Source organism: Verrucosispora sp. WMMA2121 (assembly GCF_027460185.1).
In the GTDB taxonomy this organism is placed as follows: domain Bacteria; phylum Actinomycetota; class Actinomycetes; order Mycobacteriales; family Micromonosporaceae; genus Micromonospora; species Micromonospora palythoicola.
The window spans coordinates 3,022,054-3,041,319 of the sequence record NZ_JAPZBH010000006.1 but is presented as its reverse complement, the minus strand read 5'-3'; the positions used below and the strand labels follow the sequence as shown (position 1 = coordinate 3,041,319).

General features: G+C 71.2%; 16 protein-coding genes. 3 read left to right on the top strand and 13 right to left on the bottom strand.

Going from position 1 to position 19,266, the window contains the following annotated elements; all coding sequences use genetic code 11:
* Positions 1 to 53 precede the first annotated feature (53 nt).
* Genes O7605_RS22550 through O7605_RS22535 form a run of 4 tightly spaced genes read right to left on the bottom strand, consistent with a single transcriptional unit; the run spans position 54 to position 5,552 of the window.
* Entirely contained in the window at positions 54 to 2,390 is a 2,337-nt protein-coding gene (locus O7605_RS22550; RefSeq protein ID WP_269741004.1) for a glycoside hydrolase family 3 N-terminal domain-containing protein, read from the bottom strand.
* Between the two features lie 35 nt (positions 2,391 to 2,425).
* Positions 2,426 to 3,292: a carbohydrate ABC transporter permease gene (locus tag O7605_RS22545; protein ID WP_093402815.1), complete on the bottom strand. Its 867-nt coding sequence runs from the start codon at positions 3,290 to 3,292 to the stop codon at positions 2,426 to 2,428.
* Positions 3,289 to 4,287: a carbohydrate ABC transporter permease gene (locus O7605_RS22540; RefSeq protein ID WP_269741003.1), complete on the bottom strand. Its 999-nt coding sequence runs from the start codon at positions 4,285 to 4,287 to the stop codon at positions 3,289 to 3,291. The genes O7605_RS22545 and O7605_RS22540 overlap by 4 nt, the downstream gene beginning before the upstream one ends.
* A complete protein-coding gene (locus O7605_RS22535) occupies positions 4,284 to 5,552 on the bottom strand; it encodes an ABC transporter substrate-binding protein (protein ID WP_269741002.1) in 1,269 nt (422 codons plus the stop codon). The genes O7605_RS22540 and O7605_RS22535 overlap by 4 nt, the downstream gene beginning before the upstream one ends.
* 178 nt (positions 5,553 to 5,730) lie before the next feature.
* On the opposite strand from O7605_RS22535, the gene O7605_RS22530 reads away from it, so the two are divergent.
* Positions 5,731 to 6,738: a LacI family DNA-binding transcriptional regulator gene (locus tag O7605_RS22530; RefSeq protein WP_269741001.1), complete on the top strand. Its 1,008-nt coding sequence runs from the start codon at positions 5,731 to 5,733 to the stop codon at positions 6,736 to 6,738.
* Positions 6,739 to 6,918: 180 nt separating this feature from the next.
* Complete coding sequence (locus O7605_RS22525) at positions 6,919 to 7,944, top strand: hypothetical protein (RefSeq protein WP_269741000.1); 1,026 nt, start codon at positions 6,919 to 6,921, stop codon at positions 7,942 to 7,944.
* Between the two features lie 48 nt (positions 7,945 to 7,992).
* On the opposite strand, the gene O7605_RS22520 is transcribed toward O7605_RS22525, so the two are convergent.
* The 3 genes from O7605_RS22520 to O7605_RS22510 are packed head-to-tail and all read right to left on the bottom strand — an operon-like array spanning position 7,993 to position 10,400.
* A complete protein-coding gene (locus O7605_RS22520; protein WP_269740999.1) occupies positions 7,993 to 8,457 on the bottom strand; it encodes a hypothetical protein in 465 nt (154 codons plus the stop codon).
* Complete coding sequence (locus O7605_RS22515) at positions 8,432 to 9,067, bottom strand: RNA polymerase sigma factor (RefSeq protein ID WP_269740998.1); 636 nt, start codon at positions 9,065 to 9,067, stop codon at positions 8,432 to 8,434. The genes O7605_RS22520 and O7605_RS22515 overlap by 26 nt, the downstream gene beginning before the upstream one ends.
* A gap of 19 nt (positions 9,068 to 9,086) precedes the next feature.
* Positions 9,087 to 10,400: a S8/S53 family peptidase gene (locus tag O7605_RS22510; protein ID WP_269740997.1), complete on the bottom strand. Its 1,314-nt coding sequence runs from the start codon at positions 10,398 to 10,400 to the stop codon at positions 9,087 to 9,089.
* A 195-nt stretch (positions 10,401 to 10,595) separates the two neighbouring features.
* On the opposite strand from O7605_RS22510, the gene O7605_RS22505 reads away from it, so the two are divergent.
* Complete coding sequence (locus O7605_RS22505; protein ID WP_269740996.1) at positions 10,596 to 13,202, top strand: CHAT domain-containing protein; 2,607 nt, start codon at positions 10,596 to 10,598, stop codon at positions 13,200 to 13,202.
* 102 nt (positions 13,203 to 13,304) lie between these two features.
* On the opposite strand, the gene O7605_RS22500 is transcribed toward O7605_RS22505, so the two are convergent.
* From O7605_RS22500 to O7605_RS22475, 6 genes are read right to left on the bottom strand one after another with little or no spacing between them, the layout of a single operon-like run.
* On the bottom strand, positions 13,305 to 14,141 hold the full coding sequence (locus O7605_RS22500; protein ID WP_269740995.1) for a PmoA family protein: 837 nt from the start codon (positions 14,139 to 14,141) through the stop codon (positions 13,305 to 13,307).
* On the bottom strand, positions 14,138 to 14,770 hold the full coding sequence (locus O7605_RS22495) for a hypothetical protein (protein WP_269740994.1): 633 nt from the start codon (positions 14,768 to 14,770) through the stop codon (positions 14,138 to 14,140). Before O7605_RS22495 ends, O7605_RS22500 begins: the two co-directional genes overlap by 4 nt.
* The gene (locus O7605_RS22490; RefSeq protein WP_269740993.1) at positions 14,754 to 15,638 is read right to left on the bottom strand and encodes a carbohydrate ABC transporter permease; all 885 of its coding nucleotides are present in this window, start codon (positions 15,636 to 15,638) and stop codon (positions 14,754 to 14,756) included. Before O7605_RS22490 ends, O7605_RS22495 begins: the two co-directional genes overlap by 17 nt.
* A complete protein-coding gene (locus O7605_RS22485; RefSeq protein WP_269740992.1) occupies positions 15,638 to 16,621 on the bottom strand; it encodes a carbohydrate ABC transporter permease in 984 nt (327 codons plus the stop codon). Before O7605_RS22485 ends, O7605_RS22490 begins: the two co-directional genes overlap by 1 nt.
* Positions 16,622 to 16,651: 30 nt before the next feature.
* Positions 16,652 to 17,992, bottom strand: coding sequence for an ABC transporter substrate-binding protein (locus tag O7605_RS22480; protein ID WP_269740991.1), 1,341 nt, complete (start codon positions 17,990 to 17,992; stop codon positions 16,652 to 16,654).
* A gap of 19 nt (positions 17,993 to 18,011) precedes the next feature.
* On the bottom strand, positions 18,012 to 19,142 hold the full coding sequence (locus O7605_RS22475; protein ID WP_269740990.1) for a LacI family DNA-binding transcriptional regulator: 1,131 nt from the start codon (positions 19,140 to 19,142) through the stop codon (positions 18,012 to 18,014).
* Positions 19,143 to 19,266: the final 124 nt, after the last annotated feature.

The following is a 19,266-nucleotide window of genomic DNA, read 5'->3' as shown; positions in this document are numbered from 1 at the left end:
GCCCTGGATCGTGCGGTCGACCACCATCGCGGCGGTGGCCGGCCGGCACGGACTCAGCTGACCTCGGCGGTCGTCCAACGGGCGGAGGCGTTGGTGACCGGTGCGACGTCGCCCACCAGGGTGGTCGAGGCCGCCACGTCGCGGCGTGCGCTGGTGCCGACCCAGAGGTCGACGGCACCGGGCTCGACCACGCGGGTGAGCGTCCGGTCGGAGAAGGCCAGCCGGGTGGTGGGCACCGTGAACGCGACGGTGACCGACTCACCCGGCGCCAGGTGGACCCGCTGGTAGCCGAGCAGCTGCGCCACCGGTCGGGTCACCGACGCCACCAGGTCCCGGCCGTAGAGCTGCACCACCTCGTCGCCGGCCACCGCGCCGGTGTTGGTGACCCGCACACTCACCGCCAGCGCCCCGTCGGTCGGCACCGTGGCCGGCACCGTCAGGTCCGTGTATTCGAAGGTCGTGTACGACAGCCCGTGGCCGAACGGTGCGGCGGGCGTCGCCAGCAGGTTCGTCACCTCGTTGCCGTCACCCAGCGTCGGGTGCAGGTACGAGTACGGCTGCGCCCCGGCTGACCGGGGCAGGCTGACCGGCAGCCGGCCCGACGGGTTGACCCGTCCGGAAAGCACACCGGCGATCGCGCCGGCGCCCTCCTCACCGGGGAAGAACGTCTGCACCACCGCCGCGCAGCGGCTCAGCGCCCAGTCGATCGCGTACGGCCGGCCGGTCAGCAGCACCAGGACGACGGGCCGGCCCGTCGCCAGCACCGCCTCGACCAGCTCCCGCTGCACACCGGGCAGCTCCAGATCGTCCCGGTCGCATCCCTCGCCGACCGTGCCGCGCCCGAACAGGCCCGCGTGGTCGCCGACGACGAGGACGGCGACATCGGCGGCGGACGCCGCGGCGACCGCCGCCTCGAAGCCGGAGCGGTCGTCGTCGTCCACCGCGCAGCCGCGGGCCGAGGTGACGAGTTCCGGGCCGAACTCGGCGCGCAGCGCGTCGAGCACGCTCGGCACCTCGATGCCGGCCTCCACGTCGGGGTGCTGCACGAGCACGTGGTTGAGGAAGGAGTAGCAGCCGAAGAGGGCGCCCTGCCGGTCCGCGTTCGGCCCGATCACCGCGATCCGGCGGCCCGCCGGCAGCGGCAACGCGTCCTGGTTGGCGACCAGGACGATCGACTTCTCGGCGAGGCGGCGGGCGATCGCCCGGTGCTCGGGCGAGTCGAGATCGACCGCCTGGACCGGCTCGTCGGTGAAGGTGGCGTCCAGCAGCCCGAGGTCCAGCTTCTGCCGCAGCACCCGCAGCACCGCCTGGTCGATCACCGACTCGTCGATCCGGCCGGCCCGCACCGACTCCGCGAGGGTCAGGTACGCGTCGCCGGTGGGCAGCTCGATGTCGACACCGGCGGTCAGCGCCTGCACGGCCGCGTCCGCGTGGTCGCCGGCGACCTGGTGCAGCAGGTTCAGGAACGCCACTCCGAAGTAGTCGGCCACCACCGTGCCGTCGAAGCCCCACCGGTCCCGGAGCACCCCGGTGAGCAGCGTCGGATCCGCGGCCACGGGCACCCCGTCGATCTCGGCGTACGAGTGCATCACGGAGCGGGCGTCGCCGTCGAGGATCGCCATCTCGAACGGTACGAGCAGCACGTCGGCCAGCTCGCGCGGGCCGGCGTGCACCGGGGCGAAGTTACGCCCGGCGCGGGAGGCGGAGTAGCCGACGAAGTGCTTGAGGGTGGCGTGCACCCCCTGCGACTGCAGCCCGCGCACGTACGAGGTGCCCAGCGTGCCGACCAGGTAGGGATCCTCGGCGATGCACTCGTCGACCCGCCCCCAGCGGGGGTCGCGGATCACGTCGAGCACCGGGGAGAGCCCCTGGTGGACGCCGAGCGCCCGCATCGACGCCCCGATCGCCGCGGCCATCTCGGTGACCAGGTCGGGGTCGAAGGCGGCACCCCACGCCAGCGGGGTGGGAAAGGTCGCCGCCTTCCACGCCGACAGTCCGGTCAGGCACTCCTCGTGCACGATCGCGGGGATGCCGAGCCTGGTCCCCGTCACCAGGTCGGACTGGAACTTCCACAGCCATGACGCCCGCGACACGGCCTCGACGGGCCGGGTGCCGTAGGCGCGGGTGAGGTGACCGAGCCCGTGCCGGGAGAAGTCCTCGAGCCGGCCGATGTCGCCGAACTCGCCCTGCAGCGGCGCGACGGCCTCACCCTCGGCCTTCTCCCAGAAGCCGACGAGCTGCGCGACCTTCTCCTCGATCGTCATCCGACCGAGCAGTTCACGTACGCGCGTCTCGCCATCGGACCCGTACCGGTCGGGCCGGCCGTGGCCCGATCCTGTCTGGGCCGGCACCGGCGCCGACCCGCCCACGACCTCGCGGACCTCAGTCATGCTGTGTTACCCCTTTGTGTTGGTGCCGCTGCCGCTCAGCCCTTGACCGCGCCCTGGAGGCCACCGACGATCTGCTTCTCGGCGAACGTGAAGAAAATAAGTGCCGGCAACATCGCCAGCGAGGTGAAGGCGAGGATTCCCGCCGTGTCGGAGGTGTACTGGCTGGAGAAGTTCTGCACGCCCAGCGGCAGGGTGTGCAGGCTCGCGTCACCGAGCACGAGCAGCGGCAGCAGGAACGCGTTCCAGCTGGTGACGAAGGCGAGAATACCGACGGTGACCAGCGCGGGCCGCGACAGGGGCAGCAGAATGCGCCAGAGGAAACCGAGCCGACCGGTGCCGTCGATCGCGGCAGCGTCCTCCAACTCGCGGGGAATCGCGGTGAGGAACGGACGCAGGATCACGATCGTCAGCGGCAACGCGAAGGCGACCTGCGGCAGGATCACCGCGTAGTACGAGTTGATCAAATTGAGGTCGCGCAGCATCAGGTAGAGCGGCAGGATCGCCGCTCCGGCCGGGAACAGCAGACCCAGGGTGAAGAAGGTGTAGAGCACCTCCCGGCCACGGAAGGTGTAGCGGGCCAGCACGAACGCGGCGCAGACCCCCAGCACCACGACGCCGATGGTGGTGCCCAGGGACACCACCGCGCTGTTGAACACCTGCCGCCAGAAGTCGCTCTGGGTCAGCACCCGGGAGTAGTTGTCCCAGACCCACGGGTCGGGCAGGCCGGCCGGATCGGCGACGATCTGCGGCGTGGTACGGAACCCGCCGACGATCACGTAGACCACCGGAGTGATCGACACTGCGGCGACCGCGAGCGCCAGCGCGTACGTGAGCGGGTTCCCCCACGAGATCGGGCGACGCTTGGCGGTCGGAGACAGGACGGCGTTCGCGGCCACGATCAGTTTGCCCTTCTGGTGATGGCGCCCTCGATGTCACGACGCAGGAGGAAGCGCTGGAACAGCACCGCCGCGACGAACGAGATGGCGAACAGGATGACCGCCACCGCGTTGCCGTAGCCCCACAGCCGGGCGAAGAACCCGTTGTCCACCATGTACGTCGCCATGGTCGCCGACGCGCCGAGCGACCGCACCGCGGGCACGGAGGTCACCCAGATCACGTCGAAGACCTGCAACGAACCGATCATGGACAGGAACATCCAGATCCGGATCGTGGGTCCCAGCAGTGGCAGCGTCACGTGACGCTGGATCTGCCACCAGCTCGCGCCGTCGATGGCGGCGGCCTCGTTCAGTTCCTGCGGCACGTTCGACAGGCCGGCGAGCAGGAGGATGATGGCGAAACCGACGTACTTCCAGGTGAGTACGGCCAGCATCGTCCAGATGACCACGTCGAGGTCGGCGAGCCACGCCTGCACCAGGCTGCCCAGCCCCAGCGACTCCAGCATGGCGTTGACCGTGCCGGCGTCGGACAGCAGCAGCTTCCACATGATGCCGACGGTGACCTCGGCCAGCACGTAGGGCACGAAGGCCAGCAGGCGGAACAGCGTACGGCCGCGGAAGTTGCGGTTGAGCAGCAGGGCCACACCCAGGGCGATCGGCCCCTGGATCAGCAGTGACCCGAACACGATTATCGCGTTGTTGCGCAGCGCGTCGATGAAGATCGGGTCCTGGAACGCCAGGACGTAGTTGTCGAAGCCGACGTAGTCGGTGGGTGGTCCCACGCCACGCCAGCGGAACAGGCTGTAGTAGAAGGCGAAGCCCATCGGGACCAGCACGAACATCACGTAGACGATGACGGCTGGCGTGGTGAGCCCGATGATCTCGTACCACTTGCGTCGGGTCTCGGCGGCCCGAGCTGACGAGCGTCGGGCAGGCCGGGGTCCCGCCGGCGGCGCGGAAGCGCCGCCGGCGAGGTCCAGGGTCGGGTTGGTCGAGGTCACTTGCGCGCGGCCGCCTTCATGGCCTCGACAACCTGCTCGGGGGTGCCGTTGCCGGCGAAGATGGCGACGATCGCGTCGTTCATCGCGTTGCCGACGGTGCTGCCGAACGCCGTGTCCAGCCAGAGCTGCACGTAGGTGGCGCTGGTGGTGGCCTCCAGGATGGACTTCAGCGCCGGGTCCTTCACGCCGTCCTCGGCACCCTTGGCGACGGGCAGGCCGGTGCCGGTCTCGGCGTAGCCCTTCTGCACCTCGGGGCTGACGATGTACTTGAGGAACTCGACGCACTCGGCCGGGGCGTTCTTGGCGCAGGCGAAGCCGTCGCCGCCGCCCAGGGCCGCCTTCGGGTCACCGGCGGAACCGGTGATGGCCGGAACCGGGAACCAGCCGATGAACTTGTTCAGCGCCTCCTGGTCCTCGGTGACGGTGTCCAGGGTGCCCTTGTTCCAGTCACCCATCAGCTCCATCGCGGCCTTGCCGTTGGCCAGCAGGCCGTTGGCGCTGGTCGGGTCGTTCTGACCCGGCGTGGCGATGAAGTTGGGCTGGAACGGCTCGGTGTCGATGAACGCCTTCAGGTCCTGACCGGCCTTGACGAAGCACTGGTCGTCAAAGTTGTTCTCGAGGCTGGCCTTGCGCAGGGTGTCGACCGAGCAGGCGCGCAGCGCGAAGTTGTACCACCAGTGCGCGGCGGGCCACTTGTCACCGGCACCGACCGCGATCGGGATGACGTTGATCGCCTTGAGCTTGGTGACCGCGTCGTTCAGCTCGTCGAAGGTGGCCGGCGGAGCGGTGATGCCGGCCTGCTGGAACAGGTCCTTGTTGTACCAGATGCCCTCGATGCCCATCCGGTACGGCAGGCCGTACTGCTTGCCGTCGACCTGCCAGATCTCGACCGCGCTGCCGATGTTGGCAACCTCGTCCTTGACCTGGTCGGTGATGTCCTTGAGGTAGTCGGCCTCGACCTGCTCGCGGATCTCGCCACCGCCCCACGCCTGGAAGATGTCCGGCGGGTCGTTGCTGAGCAGCGCGGCGGGGAGCCGGGTGCGCTGGAGCTGGTTGGTCTCGATGCCCTCGATCTCGATCGTGACCGTGGGGTGCAGCGCATTGAAGTCCTTGGCGACCTTCGCCCAGTACTCTTTACCGGGACCGTCCTGGGAGGCGTTGTGCCACCAGGTAAGCGTCACCGGGTTCTTGTACAGCTCGCTCTCGGCAGGTGCCTCACTCTCGCCCCCGCCGCCGCAGCCGGCGACGAGTAGTGCGGTTGTCATGGACAGCGCTAGAAAGGTGGTTGCACGGCGCTTTATAGCCATCGATGTCTCCTCGACCAGTCAGTCGGGTGCTCGGCCTGAGCGAGTTTTTCAGCAAGGTAATCCAGTGTCAATCGGTGTCGATAACGTTTTCGACTCGCCTTCGTAACCGGCCCGCCGGCCCTCTATCATCATCGGCGTGGCGTTTCCCCAGCGTGTCAAGATGTCGGACGTGGCCCGCACGGCCGGCGTCTCCGTGGCGACCGTTTCCAAGGTGGTGAACGGCCGTTACGGAGTGGCACAGGCGACCGTGGAACGGGTCCAGCAGGTCATCCGTCAACTCGGCTACGAGGCGAGCCTGGGGGCGCAGAGCCTGCGCAGCCATCGCACCAACGTGCTCGGCATCCTGGTCGCCGAGTTCGAGCCGTTCTCGACCGAACTGCTCAAGGGCGCCAGCGTGGAGGTCGCCGGCACCGGCTACCAACTGCTCGCGTACTCCGGCGGCGACGGCGCCGGGACGGCCGTAGGGTGGGAACGCCGCTCGCTGGCCCGGCTGTCGGGCACGCTCATCGACGGGGCAGTGATCGTCACGCCGACCGTGGTGGAGACCAAGCAGGGCTTCCACGTCGTGGCCGTGGACCCGCACACCGGCCCGTCGGGGCTGCCGACAGTCGACTCCGACAACTTCGCCGGCGCCGTCCTGGCGACCAACTACCTGCTCTCCCTCGGTCACCGCCGCATCGGGCACATCAGCGGACGCGCCGACCTCGAATCGTCCCGGCTCCGCGAGGCGGGCTTCCGGCAGGCCATGGCCGACGCGGGCGTGACGGTGGACGAGCGGCTGGTCCGGGTCGGCGGGTTCCGGGTCGACAGCGCCGCCGAGCCCGCCGCCGAGCTGCTCTCGTTGCCCGACCGCCCGACCGCCGTCTTCGCCGGAAACGACCTCTCCGCCATCTCCACGATCGACGTCGCCCGGAGCCTGGGCCTGTCGGTCCCCGACGAGCTCTCCGTGATCGGCTTCGACAACATCCCGGAATCGGCACTGGTGAACCCGCCGCTGACGACGATCATGCAACCGTTGCAGCGGATGGGCGCCGAGGCGTTGCGCCTGCTCATCGACCTGATCGCCGGCGTCGAGCGGGACACCCACATCCGGCTGCCCACCGAACTGGTCGTCCGCTCCTCCTGCCAGGCGCTGCCTGATTGACCGAGGTCGCGGGCCACGCGATCCGGGGACATTTTGCCGGTCGTCGCGCCATCTGACAGCGCGGTGCCCCGGCGACGGTATTTCCAGCCCGTCTTCCCGCTCCTGAATGACGAAACCGCGCCGACACGGTACGGAAACGAACCGCGTCGGCTCAGCCCCCGTCGATGGGAGAGACCTGCCATGAGCAGTGCAGGAAGACGTGTCCGCAGAGCCGCCCTGGTCGTCCTCGCGGGAGCGACGCTGACCAGTCTGCTGGCGGTGACCGCAGCCGCCGCCGCACCCTTCCCGGCGTCGGAGCGGGCGGCCGCGACGGCCCGCACCGACGTCTACATCAAGGATGTCGCCGCCGACGTCGGGCTGGAGCCGCACACGCTCGAACCGCTGTGGATCAGCCCCGACATCAAGGTCTGCCCCACCGCCGTCGAGTGCGCCGTCAGCCAGAACCCGATCGTCGGGGTGACCAACTACGTCTTCGTCAAGCTGCGCAATCCCGGACCGTACGGCTCCGGCGTCGGCAGTGGCGTGCTCCGGGTCTACCGGACCACGCCCGGCGGCGGCGCGACCTGGCCGACCCACTGGACCGAGATCGGGGCCAGCAGCGTCATCGCCGCCCCGGGCGTCACGACCGTCACCATCCCGTGGACCGGAGTGCCCGGGCCGGGTCACTTCTGCCTGATCGCCCGCTGGATCTCCGACTCCGACCCGATGACCGTCGAGGGTCCGAGCATCCCCATCAACGCCAGCCACAACAACAACATCGCGTGGCGCAACGTCGACTCGGTCTTGCTGAACCCGGGCGCCGGACCGGTCGTGCGGCCCTTCGCCATCGGCAACACGCTGAGGGTGCCCTCCAGGAACGAGGTGACCTTCGCGGCCGCCGAGCCGCTGCGGGCCATCGGCGGCCGGGTCGTCGTCGACCTCGGTCCGGAACTCTTCGAGCGCTGGCGGGCCGGTGGCGCGGTCGGCGCGGGGATACGCCCGGCCGGCCGGACCCAGGTGGAGATCGTGGAGCCCACCCGGGCCTTCCTGGGGAACCTGCTGCTGAACCCCGGTGAGCGGTTGCGGTTCTCGCTGCTCTTCTCGGCCGAGACCGCGTCCGACGGGGAGATCGCGTTCAACGTGACCCAGTTCGGGCCGGACAACAACGGCGAGCGGCGGACCGACCTCGGTGGCGTGCAGTATCTGATCAGCACCAGCAGGCGATAGTCCCGACGCCTTCGCGGGGGCCGCGGGCTGGACGACCCGCGGCCCCCGTCAGCGTAGGCAGACCCAGTCGGTGACCACCGTGTGGCCGCCCGCGTCGGCCCGGAGCTGGATCGGACCGGGCGGCGGAGCACCCAGGGAGAAGAGACCCACCGCGTTGACCGGGGCCTCGTCGTAGGTGCCGCTGGTCGTGCGGGCGCTGACCCGACCGCCGCCGGCCGGGGAGAGCTGCCCGACGATCCCGGCGTCGGTCACCTCGATCTCCACGACGACCGGGCCACCGCGGAAGGAAAGCGTACGCACGGAACCCGCCGACCGGGTCAGCCCGGCCGGCTCCGTCTCACTCGCCGAGTCGAAGATCAGCTCGGCCAGGGTCAGTTCGGCGCCCACCGTCCGCCAAGCGAACGCCGCCCGCGCCGCCGTGACGTACTCCTCGGGAACTCCCCCGCCGTCCCAGAGCGCCGCGCCCAGCTCCGCCTTCAACCGGTCGTCATCGACCGGCGGCCACGGCTCCATCGCGTTCACCCCACTTCCGTCCGGTCGTCCCGCCCGGTTCAAGGTACGACGCGAGGGCCGGTGAGTCGCGCAGCCTGCGCAGGCAGCGGGCCTGGGTCGGCCCGATGCTGCCGACCGGCAGGCCCAGCCGGCCGGCGACCTCCCGGTAGGTCAGCGGCGGATCGGCGGTCAGCAACGACAGCAGCTCCTGGCACCGCGGCGGAAGCTGGGCGAAGCTCTCCCGCAGCGCCTGGCGCCGCTCGGCTCGCAGCAGCTCCTCGTCCGGCGCCGCGACGTCCGCCCAGGTCCCGTGGTACGCCTCGAACGCACCGTCGGACGGGTCCACCGGCTGCGTACGCCGGCCGAGGCGGGACATCCGGTAGCACTCGCGCCGGGTCGTCACGGCCAGCCAGGCGGCCAGCGCCTCGGGTTCGCGTACCTGATTCAGGTGTTCCACCAGCCGCAGCCAGACGGTCTGGTTGACATCGGCCGCGTCGGCGCCGCCCAGATCGTGGGACCGGATCACCGAGTACACCAGCGGGGTGTACCGGCGCACCAACTCGGCCCAGGCCGCCTCGTCGCCGTGCGTCGCGGCGGACACCAGGTCGGTGGCGCTGCGATCGGTCAGCACGACATCCCCGTCCGGGCGCTCATCCGACGAGGACACCGTAGTCGGGATGCCAGCGCGGCGCCGCGAGCAACGCCAGGCGTGCCGCCTCGGCGCTCAGGCCGGCGGTGGTCATCAGTGCGGCGAGCCGACCCGCGACGTACGCCGACGCGAACGAGGTACCGGCCCAGGTGGCGTACCCGCGGAACAGCCGGGTCGGCCGACCCGGCAACGGCAGCCGGCCGTGGACGTATGTGCTGTCGTGCCGGCCGAGGGTGCAGGCGTCGACCCATGGACCGAAGCCGCTGTAGGTCGCAGGTGCCGGGCCGGTGGCGGTGGCGGTGACCGCCGCGACCGCCAGCACCCGGTCCAGCGCGGCCGGCCAGATCGGTCGGTCGATGCCGTGATTGCCGGCCGCCGCCACCACCGCGGTCGTCGGTGGTAGTCCGGCCACGGCGTTGGCCAGCGGCAGCGACGGCTGGTCGTCGAGAGTGAAACCGCCCAGCGAGAGATTCACCACCGACACCTCCGGCGCGAGCCGACCGAGCGCGGCCACCAGCATCGCCTCGTCACCGACGCCGGTCGGGCCCAGCGCCGACTCCGGGTCGACGCGCACGCCCGGCGCGGCCTGCCGGACCACCCCGGCGACGAAGGTGCCGTGACCGCCCTGCGCGGCCAGCACGTCGCCGTGGACGTAGAGCGGGTCCTCGTCGTCGGACTCCGGCAGGTACGCGCCGCCGAGCCACTCCGGGTGAACGTCGCCCGCCTGCCGCCAGATGCCGGTGTCGCAGATGCCGACCGTCACCCCTGCCCCCTCGCCGAGCCGGGCCGAATCCGGCGGCGGCAGGGCAGCGACCGTCCTGGGCGGTCCGCTCGGATTGCCCATGATGTTGCCCAGACCGAGCAGCACGTGGTGCGGTTGGACCGCGGGCACCGGCTGGCCGGGCCACTGCCGGGGATCGCGCAGCCTCGTCACCACCCCGGGAATGTCGGTCTCCCCGGCGAACAGCAGCCGGGTGACACCGGCGAAACGGTCGGCGATGGTCACCGCGTGGCCACCGTTGCGCAGCCAGGCGGCGACCCGCCAGGTGTCCGCGTCCGCAGTCAGCAGTTGCCGGGGTCGGTAGAGGATCTCCCGCCCGGACGTGGTGTGCCGCCGCACCTCGCGATCGGCGTTGAGCGCTTCGGCAAACGCGAGCTGGTAGGCCTTGTCGTCGTCGAGGTCGCCGCGCGCCGGCGGCGGACGCAGTCCGGCGCCGAGCGACACCGCCGTCGTAGCCAGGGCGGACGCCGCCAGGAGCCACCGTCGGGACAGCCCGCCTTCGGGACGCGACGCGATGGGATGATCAGGAAGCACGAGGTCCTCCAAGAACGGTCCGGGCAGTGGCACGCGCCACCGGTGGTCGACGCGGCGAAAGTCCCCCGGACTCCCCGATTCTTCCAAGTAATCGGCGTATGTCAATTGATCGGATGACCAGCCCGTGCCCGGCGAGAGCGATGAGCCGGGGCGGTCGACATTGACGCACCGTCATGGATGGGGAACTCTTTGTCCATGCCCGACAGCACCGACGCCGGTGCCGGGACCGCGCTGATGGCGCTCGACACCGTCCAGCGCTGTCCGCGTGAGGCGATCGCGATCGCCCAGCGGGTGCTCGCCGCCAGCACCGCCGACGACGAACGGTCCACCGCCGACCGGGCGATCGGCCTGGCCCTGCGGGAACTCAACGATCTACCCGGCGCGCTACGTCACCTGCGACGGGCGGTACGCACCGCCGGCACCGCCCGGACCCGGGCGCTGGCGCAGATGAGTCTCGGTTACGTACTGGCCAACGCCGGCCGTACCGCGGCGGCGCTGCGGGCCGTAACCGACGCACTGCCCCAGCTGACCGGTGCGGACGCCGGGCGGGCCCGGATGCAGCGCGGGGTGGTACTGCACTACCGCGGACGCTACGACGAAGCGGTTCGCGACTACGGCCACGCCATCGACATCGCCCAACGCGAAGGTGACCTGCTGCTGGAGGCACGGGCCCGCAACAACCGGGGTCTGCTCAACGCCCACCGGGGCACCGTCGGTGGCGCGGACGACCTCTCCCGGGCGGCGGCCGCCTTCCATGGACTCGGCCTGGACCTGGCGGCGGCCGACGCCCGCTGGAACGGTGGGATCGCGGCCGGCCGGCGCGGAGACATCGCGGCCGCGCTGCGCTGCTTCGCTGCCGTCGGCGAGGAGTACCGGCGACTGGCCGTGCCCCGGCCGGCGTTGCTGCTGGACCGCGTCGAGCTGCTGCTGTCGGTGCCGCTGGTCGACGAGGCGGTGCAGGTCGCCGCCGTGGCGATCCGGGAACTACGCCGTCGTGGGATGGCCTCCGACCTCGCCGAGGCGCTGCTGGCCCAGGCCCGGGCCGCGTTGCTCGCCGGTGACCTGGACACCGCGACCGCAGCCGCGGCGGCCGCCCGCACCCGCTTCCGGCGCCAGGGACGCCGGACCTGGGCCGCGTTCGCCCGGCACGTCGAGCTGCGCGCCGAGTTCCGCCGGGGAACCCGTTCGCCGGCCCTGTTCACCGCGATGGTCCGGACCGCCGACCAGCTCGACGCCACCGGCTGGCCGGATCCCGCGCTGATCACCCGCATCGACGCCGGTCTGTTGGCGACTGCCACCGGCCGCACCGACCGCGCCATGGAGCTGTTCGGCCGGGCCGCCCGGGCGCGGGGCCGGGGCACCGCTCCCCGACGGGCTCAGGGTTGGTACGCCCTGGCACTGTCACGCCGGTTGAGCGGCGACGAGTCCGGCGCGGCCCGCGCGCTCCGGCGCGGACTGGCCGTGCTCGACCGGCACCGCACCTCGCTCGGCGCCACGGAACTGCGGGCCCACAGCGGGGCGTACGGGCAGGAACTGGCGGCCGAAGGGCTGGACGTCGCCGTCCGCGCCGGCGCACCGGCCCGGGTCCTCGCCTGGTCGGAGCGGTGGCGCGCCAACACGCTGCGCATGCGCTCGGCGCTCCCGCCCGACGACCCCGATCTGGTCGCCGCGCTCGCCGAGCTGAGGATGGTCAGCGGGCTGCTCGAGGACGCGGTGCTGGCCGACCGTCCGGTACGTGCCCTGCGCGGCCGGCAGGCCCGACTCGAACACCACATCCGCGACCTCGCCCGACGGATGCCCGGCGGAAGCGAGGTGGTCGCCCCGCCCACCGTGGACGCCCTGGCCGAGCGGCTCGGCTCGCGCGTGCTGGTCGAACTGGTGGCGCACGGCGATCGGCTCCGGGCGGTGCTGGTCCGCGACGGTCGGGTCAGCCTGCACGACCTCGGCCCGCGCGCCGAGGCGGCGAGGCTGGCCCGATGGCACCGGTTCGGGCTACGTCGACTGATCACCACCGGGGACTCGGCCGCCGCGCAGGCCGGTGCCGCACACGCCGCCGCGGTACTCGACCGTCAGCTCTTCGATCCGGTGCGACGCCGTCTGGCTGACCGGCCCCTGGTGATCGTTCCGGTCGGTGAGCTGCATGCCGTCGGCTGGGCCGAGTTGCCGACCTGTGCCGGTCGCGCCGTCACGGTCGCCCCGTCGGCCACGGTATGGCTCGGCGCGGACCGACGCGAGGCCGCGGTCGGACCGCCGGTCCTGGCCAGCGGCCCGCGGCTACCGGCCGGGCAGGCCGAGGTCCGCCGGCTCGCCCGGGTGTTGCCGGGAGCCCAACTGCTCACCGGGGCGGACGCCACCGCCGACGCGCTCACCCGGGCACTGGACGGTGCCGGGTTGGTGCACATCGCGGCTCACGGCACGTTCCGCGCGGACAATCCACAGTTCTCCACTCTGGAGCTCGCCGGAGGACCGCTGTTCGCATACGAGTGGGAACGCGTCGCCCGTCCACCCGGCTGCGTGGTGCTCTCCGCCTGCGAGTCGGGGCTGACCGGCATCCGCCCGGGCGACGAGGTGATGGGATTCGCCGCGGTGCTGCTGGCCCTGGGCACCCGGTGCCTGATCGCCACGGTGCTACCGGTGCCGGCCGACCCGACCACCGCGCTCATGCTGGACCTGCACCGGCGGATGCGGGCCGGCGCCCGACCGGCGCACGCCCTCGCCGAGGCCCAGCAGGCATTCGTCGCCGCCGGCGACGGCACCGCCCGGGCCACCGCGGCGGCGTTCGTCTGCCTGGGTGCCGGTTGACCGACGGTGGCGCTGCGGCCAGGAATCCGTGGCGGTGCGGGAGTTCCGCGAGCGGCGGGCCGACCACCTGGACCGCCACAGATCGCGGTGCCGTCGATGGCGTCAGCGGGTGAGGGCGGCGGCGGTGTGGCGGTCGAGCCGGCCGTCGGCGACGACGACGCGGTAGTGACCGTGCCGGCTGGTGTTCGCGCGGATGGTGGCGGTCTCCTCGAAAGCGAAGGCCACACAGACCCCGGGGTACATCGTGGTCCGGACGAACCACCTGTCGCCCGGCCCGAGACCGCTGAAGACCAGGGTGTAGGTCCCACCCTCCGGCGCCCGCCCGGTCATCGCCACCCACGCTTCGGCGCACCCGTTGACCTGCTCCTCGCCGGTCAGCCGGGCGGTGACGACCTCGGGCGGTTCGGCGGCCACCGCACGCCAGAAGAAGCCGCCGTAGCCCGCCCCGCCGGGGCGGCCGTTGGTGGCCGGACTGCCCAGCGTCACGTCACGGTCGGCGGGTGCGGTGAGCGTGCTGGTCAGGTCGAGCCGCCACGCGCCGTCGTGGCCGGGTACCGCCGAGGCGGCGAGCACCCGCCGTTCGGTGAGCAGCACCCGACCTGTCGGGTCGCACCAGTGCAACCGGTGGTCGAGCCGGTCGGTCGCCAGGTCCTCCCAGCCGACGTGCACGATCCGGCCGTGGTCGGCGCGCCAGGTGTACCCGGTGCCGCGCACGTACGTCCGCCCGCCCCACAGGTTGGTGCCGGCCACGTCCTGCACGGCCAGCGACGCCCCCAGGTGCCACACGTGATCGGCGGGCAGCGCGTCGGTGACCGGGGTGCCGGCCAGGGTGCGCACCGGATGCAGGTACGGCCGGGGCCCGTGCCGGGCATCCAGGTCGGGGGCGAGCACGTACCGGGCGACCGGCGTACCGTCGACGGAAAGCTGTGGGTCGGTCACGACAGCTCCACCCGGGTGACGTGTCGACGGCGGGCGACCGCGTGCACGGCGGCCAGCGCGTACCCGGCGAGGATCGGCACCGCCACCGGCGTGACCAGCACGCCGAGCAGGACCACGACCAGCGCGGTGCCGGCGAGCGCGGCCCAGTTCGCGGGGTGGTCGAGGCAGGCGCGGGCGGCCCGGGTGACCGCCGACCGCCACCCGGTGCCGCCGGCACGCCCCACCTCGACCACGATCGCGGCGGCGTAGCCGAGCAGGGACGCCGCGACGGCGATTGTGACGACCAGCGCCACCGTACCGCCCGGGACGCGGCCGGTGGCCACCGCGACCAGGTCCGCGACGAGCAGCCCGGCGGCGGCCAGCCCGACCAGGACCGCCGGTACGCCCGGCAGCAGCGCCCGTCCGAAGCGCGACAGCGTACGTCGTGCGGGCGGCCAGCTGCCGGTGGTGAGCCACTCGTGCACGGTCGCGCTGGCGGTGCCGATCGCGGCACCGGCGGTCAGCACCGGTGCCGCGGCCAGCACGGTCAGGATGCCCAGCAGCGCGAGGTCGGCGGCGTCGCTGACGGTGTCCCGCCAGTCCCGTCCGGGCTCGTGCCGCCCGGTGCGAGCGTCAGCCCTTGAGTCCACTGGTGTTGATCCCCTCGACGAGCATCCGCTGGAAGGCGACGAAGAATCCGAAGACCGGCAGTAGGGACAGCACCGCCATGGCGAACATCGGACCGACCGCGCTCTGGCTGGTCGAGTCGATGAACAGGGTCAGGGCCACCGGGACGGTGTAGTCGCTCAGGTCGGACAGGAAGACCAGCTGCCGGAAGAAGTCGTTCCAGGTCCAGATGAACGAGAAGATCGCGGTGGTGACCAGCGCGGGCCGGCTCAGCGGCAGGATCACGTGCCGGAAGATGCCGAACGCGTTCGCGCCGTCGATGCGGGCCGCCTCGTCCAGTTCGCGGGGGATGCCGCGCATGAACTGCACCATCAGGAAGACGAAGAACGCCTCCGTGGCCAGGAACTGCGGGATCAGCAGCGGCAGGTAGGGCCATTCCCCGCCGACCAGGCCGAGGGTGCGGAAGAGGATGTACTGCGGGACGATCAGCACGTGCCCCGGCAGCAGCAGGGTGCCGATCATGACGGCGAACCACACCCCGCGCAGCCGGAACCTCAGCCGGGCGAAGGCGTACGCGGCCAGCAGGCAGCTCACCGCGTTGCCGACCACGGTGAGCAGGCTGACCAGGGCGCTGTTGAGGAAGAACCGGGCGAAGCTGACGTCGAAGTTGGTCCACCCGTCGGTGTAGTTGCCCGGGGTGAAGTCGCGGGGCAGCAGACCGATGTTGTTGACGATCTCCTCCTGCGACTTCACCGAGGTGCCGATCATCCAGAACAGCGGGTAGAGCACCACCGCGACGATGGCCAGCAGCACGACCAGCCGGAGCCAGGAGCGGCTGCGGGGGCGTTGCGGGCGGGTCGCGCCCGCCGGGGCGACGGTAGAGGCCACCATCAGCGGTCCTCCCCGTCGGAGTAGTGCACCCAGAACCGGCCGGTGCTGAAGAAGATCACCGTGATGATCGCGATGGCGATCAGGAACACCCAGGCCATCGCGGAGGCGTAGCCCATCTCCAGGTCGGTGAAGCCGGTGATGTAGAGGTTGAGCGTGTACATCAGGGTCGAGTCGACCGGCCCGCCGGTGCCGTTGCTGAGCACGAACGCGGCGGTGAAACCCTGGAAACCGTTGATGGTCTCCAGCACCAGGTTGAAGAAGATCACCGGGGAGAGCATCGGCAGGGTCACGTTCACGAACTGCCGGAACCGGCCGGCTCCGTCGACCGAGGCGGCCTCGTACAACTCGGTCGGCACCTGCTTGAGGCCGGCCAGGAAGATCACCATCGGTGCGCCGAACTGCCAGATGGCCAGCACCATGAGCGTCTCCAGGGCCCAGTCCGGATCGTTGACCCAGGGTTTGCCCTGGATGCCGAACAGGGCGAGGAACGAGTTGAACGCGCCCTCCCGGTTGAACATGTTGACCCAGACGATGGCCAGGGCGACGCTGCCGCCGAGCAGCGACGGCAGGTAGAACAGGCCGCGGAACAACCCGACTCCGCGCCAGGCCCGGTTGAGCAGCAGGGCCACCCCGAGCGCCGCGGCCAGTTTCAGCGGTACGGCGATCAGGGCGAAGCTGAGCGTGACCCGTACCGAGTGCCACCACGACGGATCGCTTGTGAACATCCGCTCGTAGTTGGCCAGCCCGACCCACTCCACCTCGGACAACGGGGTGAGGATGTCGTAGTTGGTGAAGCTCAGGTACAGCGACAACAGCATGGGTAGCGCCGTGATGCCCATCAGACCGATGAGCCAGGGCGACAGGAAAACGTAACCGGCCAGACCTTCACCGTGCCGGATCCGTCCGGTCCCGCGCCGGTTGGCGTCGGGCCGGACGGATCCGGTGCCGCGTCGGGTCGGGTCGGGCGCCGTGGTCAGGGCCACGAACTGCTCCTCTCCGGGTGGTGCGGCGGGTCAGGAGGCGATTGCCGCCTTGCATGCCTCGACGAACTGGGCGGCGGCCTCGGCGGGGGTGGCCCGGCCGTACTGCGCGTTCTCGGCGGCCTTGGTCAGCTCGGCGCGGACCTTGCTGTGTCCCTTGATCGGCACCTGCGGCGCCTCGCCGAACGTCTTGGCCAGCTCGGTCTCCACCGCGATGGACTGCTTCATCGCCTCGTCGGTGGTGTCGTCGCTGATGACCCGGCGCAGGTCCAGGTTGGACGGCAGGCCCCGGTCGGTGCCGAGCAGCTTGACCGCGTCGGGGTCGTTCGCCAGGAAGTTGATCACATCGACCGCGATGTCGGCGTTCTTGCTGCCCCGGAAGACCGACCAGTACATCGAGGCGCGGGCCCACTGGCCGCTCGGGTCACCCGGGTAGGCGATGACACCGAGTTCGTCGGAGGTGTTCTTCTTCAACTCCGGCATCTGGTTGACCCAGACCCAGGAGGTCGCCGACTTGCCGGTCACCACGAGCTGCTTGGTGATGTCGGTGGCGTTGCCCTCGTGGATCACGTCCGGGGTCGGCGTGGCGCCCCGGTCCCGGGCCCCCTTCCACAGCTCGAACCACCTGGTCACGTCCTCGACGGTGAACCCGAGTTCGGTACCGGCGTAGAGATCCTTGCCCTGTTGGCGCAGCCAGACCCAGAGCGCCTTGTAGTCGGCGCTGGGGTCCTGGGTGCCGGGTACGCCGGTCTTCTCGCTGACCTGCTCGGCCCAGGCGATGTGCTCCTCCCAGCTCATCCCGGTGGTCGGCTCGGGCAGGCCGTTCTTGGTCAGCAGCGTCTTGTTGTAGACCAGGCCCTGGGTGTTCTCCCCGGCGGCCACGCCGGCGAGCTTGCCGTCGACCACCCCGTACTGGAGCAGGCTGGGCGGGAACTTGGTGGTGTCGAGGTCACCGGAGTCCTGGTACGGCTTGAGGTCCAGGGTGGCGTTGCGGGCCGCGTACTCGGCGAGGAAGTTGTCGTCGATCTGGAAGATGTCCGGCGGGTTGCCGCCGGCGGTGAGGGTGGCGAGCTTGTCGAAGTAGCCCTGGTTGGCCTGCCAGACCTTCTCGAAGACGACGTCCGGGTTCTTCTGGGTGTAGAGGTCCAGCGCCTGCTCGGTGAGCTGGGCCCGGGCGTCACCACCCCACCAGAAGATCGAAATCTTGGTCTTGCCGTCGGATGCGGCGTCGTCGCCGCAGGCCGCCGCCGCGCCGACCAGCGGCAGGGCCACGACCGCGGCGAGCAGGCCGCGCAGCAACCGGCGGCGGAGCAGGGGGGTACGGTAGGTGCGCCCGTCGGGCGCGCTGGCGGTGGGGTGTGTTGCGGGGTGCATGTGCGCTCACTCCTTGGCGTTAGGAGGCGACCACGTCACCGGCGGCCACGACCGGGTTGCCCGGGTCCGCACGGCGATGCGGGCCCGGGCCAGCGGCAGCGGTTCCGGGACGTTCCCGGCCGGCGTAGGGGCCCGGCCCGGTGGAGTCGCGGATGACCAACTCGGTCTGGAGCATTACCTGTGCGGTGGTGCGACGGACGCCGACTGCCACGGTGGCACCGCCGCCCCGCGCGGTACGCGGGAGATCGGTGTCCTGTTGCAGCAACATGTCGACGGCCGTCCGGCCGGCGGCCGCGGTTGGCGTGGCCACCGTCGTCAGCTTGGGGCGGGTGAGTCGGCTCAGGGAGATGTCGTCGACGCCGACGACACTGATCTCCTGCGGCACCCGGACCCCGAGTGCGTCGAGCCCTTCCATGAGGCCGATCGCCATCAGGTCGTTGTAGGCGAGCACGGCGGTGACGCCGGCCCGGTGGACCTGTTCCGCCTGGGCGAGACCGCCGGTCTCGGTGGGCGGGTTGGGACCGAGGACCGTCAGGTCGGCGCCCGCGGCCCGGGCGGCGGCGCTGGCGGCGCGCCGGAGTTCCCGGCTGGTCCACGAGCCGCGCGGCCCGGCGAGCAGCGCCAGCTGCCGGTGGCCCAGCCCGGCGAGGTGCTCGATGGCCAAGCGGGCGCCCTGACCGACGTCCATCAGCACGCACGGCAGCCCGGCCAGTTGCCGGTTCACCACCACCAGCGGCACCTCCCGGCTGAGCTGCTCGATCAGGCTGTTGCTCATCCGGGGGCTGCACAGCAGCACCCCGTCGACCTGCTTGGCCAGCGCGTGGACCAGTTCCTCCTCGGCGGCGGCGTCCTCGTTGGTGTCGGCGACGAAGACGTGGTAGTCGCGGTGGCGGGCCTGGCTCTCCGCCGCCTTGATCAGTGGCGGGAAGAAGGGGTTGGCGATGTCGGCGATGATCAGCCCGATGTTGTGGGTACGGCCGGTGATGAGTGCGCGGGCGGCGCGGTTGGGCCGGTAACCCAGGTCCTCGGCGCACGCGAGCACTCGTACCCGGGTCTCCGGGTTGACCAGGTGGGGCGCCGAGAAGGTGCGGGAGACGGTGGAGATGTGCACTCCGGAGGCCCGGGCGACGTCCCTGATGGTGACTGGCATCCAGGCCCCCTTCGTCGATGTGTCGGCGGTCACGGTGCCGCCAATTAATGCAAACGGTTGTGCCACTGTCAACGGTGGATGGTTACAGCTGTGTTTCGGCAGACCGCTTGCCATGCACAGGTAA

Coding starts and splice junctions, on each gene's coding strand:
- O7605_RS22550 (WP_269741004.1), bottom strand. CDS start 2,390: ATGACTGAGGTCCGCGAGGTCGTGGGCGGGTCGGCGCCGGTGCCGGCC.
- O7605_RS22535 (WP_269741002.1), bottom strand. CDS start 5,552: ATGACAACCGCACTACTCGTCGCCGGCTGCGGCGGCGGGGGCGAGAGT.
- O7605_RS22525 (WP_269741000.1), top strand. CDS start 6,919: ATGAGCAGTGCAGGAAGACGTGTCCGCAGAGCCGCCCTGGTCGTCCTC.
- O7605_RS22520 (WP_269740999.1), bottom strand. CDS start 8,457: ATGGAGCCGTGGCCGCCGGTCGATGACGACCGGTTGAAGGCGGAGCTG.
- O7605_RS22505 (WP_269740996.1), top strand. CDS start 10,596: ATGCCCGACAGCACCGACGCCGGTGCCGGGACCGCGCTGATGGCGCTC.
- O7605_RS22490 (WP_269740993.1), bottom strand. CDS start 15,638: ATGGTGGCCTCTACCGTCGCCCCGGCGGGCGCGACCCGCCCGCAACGC.
- O7605_RS22480 (WP_269740991.1), bottom strand. CDS start 17,992: ATGCACCCCGCAACACACCCCACCGCCAGCGCGCCCGACGGGCGCACC.
- O7605_RS22475 (WP_269740990.1), bottom strand. CDS start 19,142: ATGCCAGTCACCATCAGGGACGTCGCCCGGGCCTCCGGAGTGCACATC.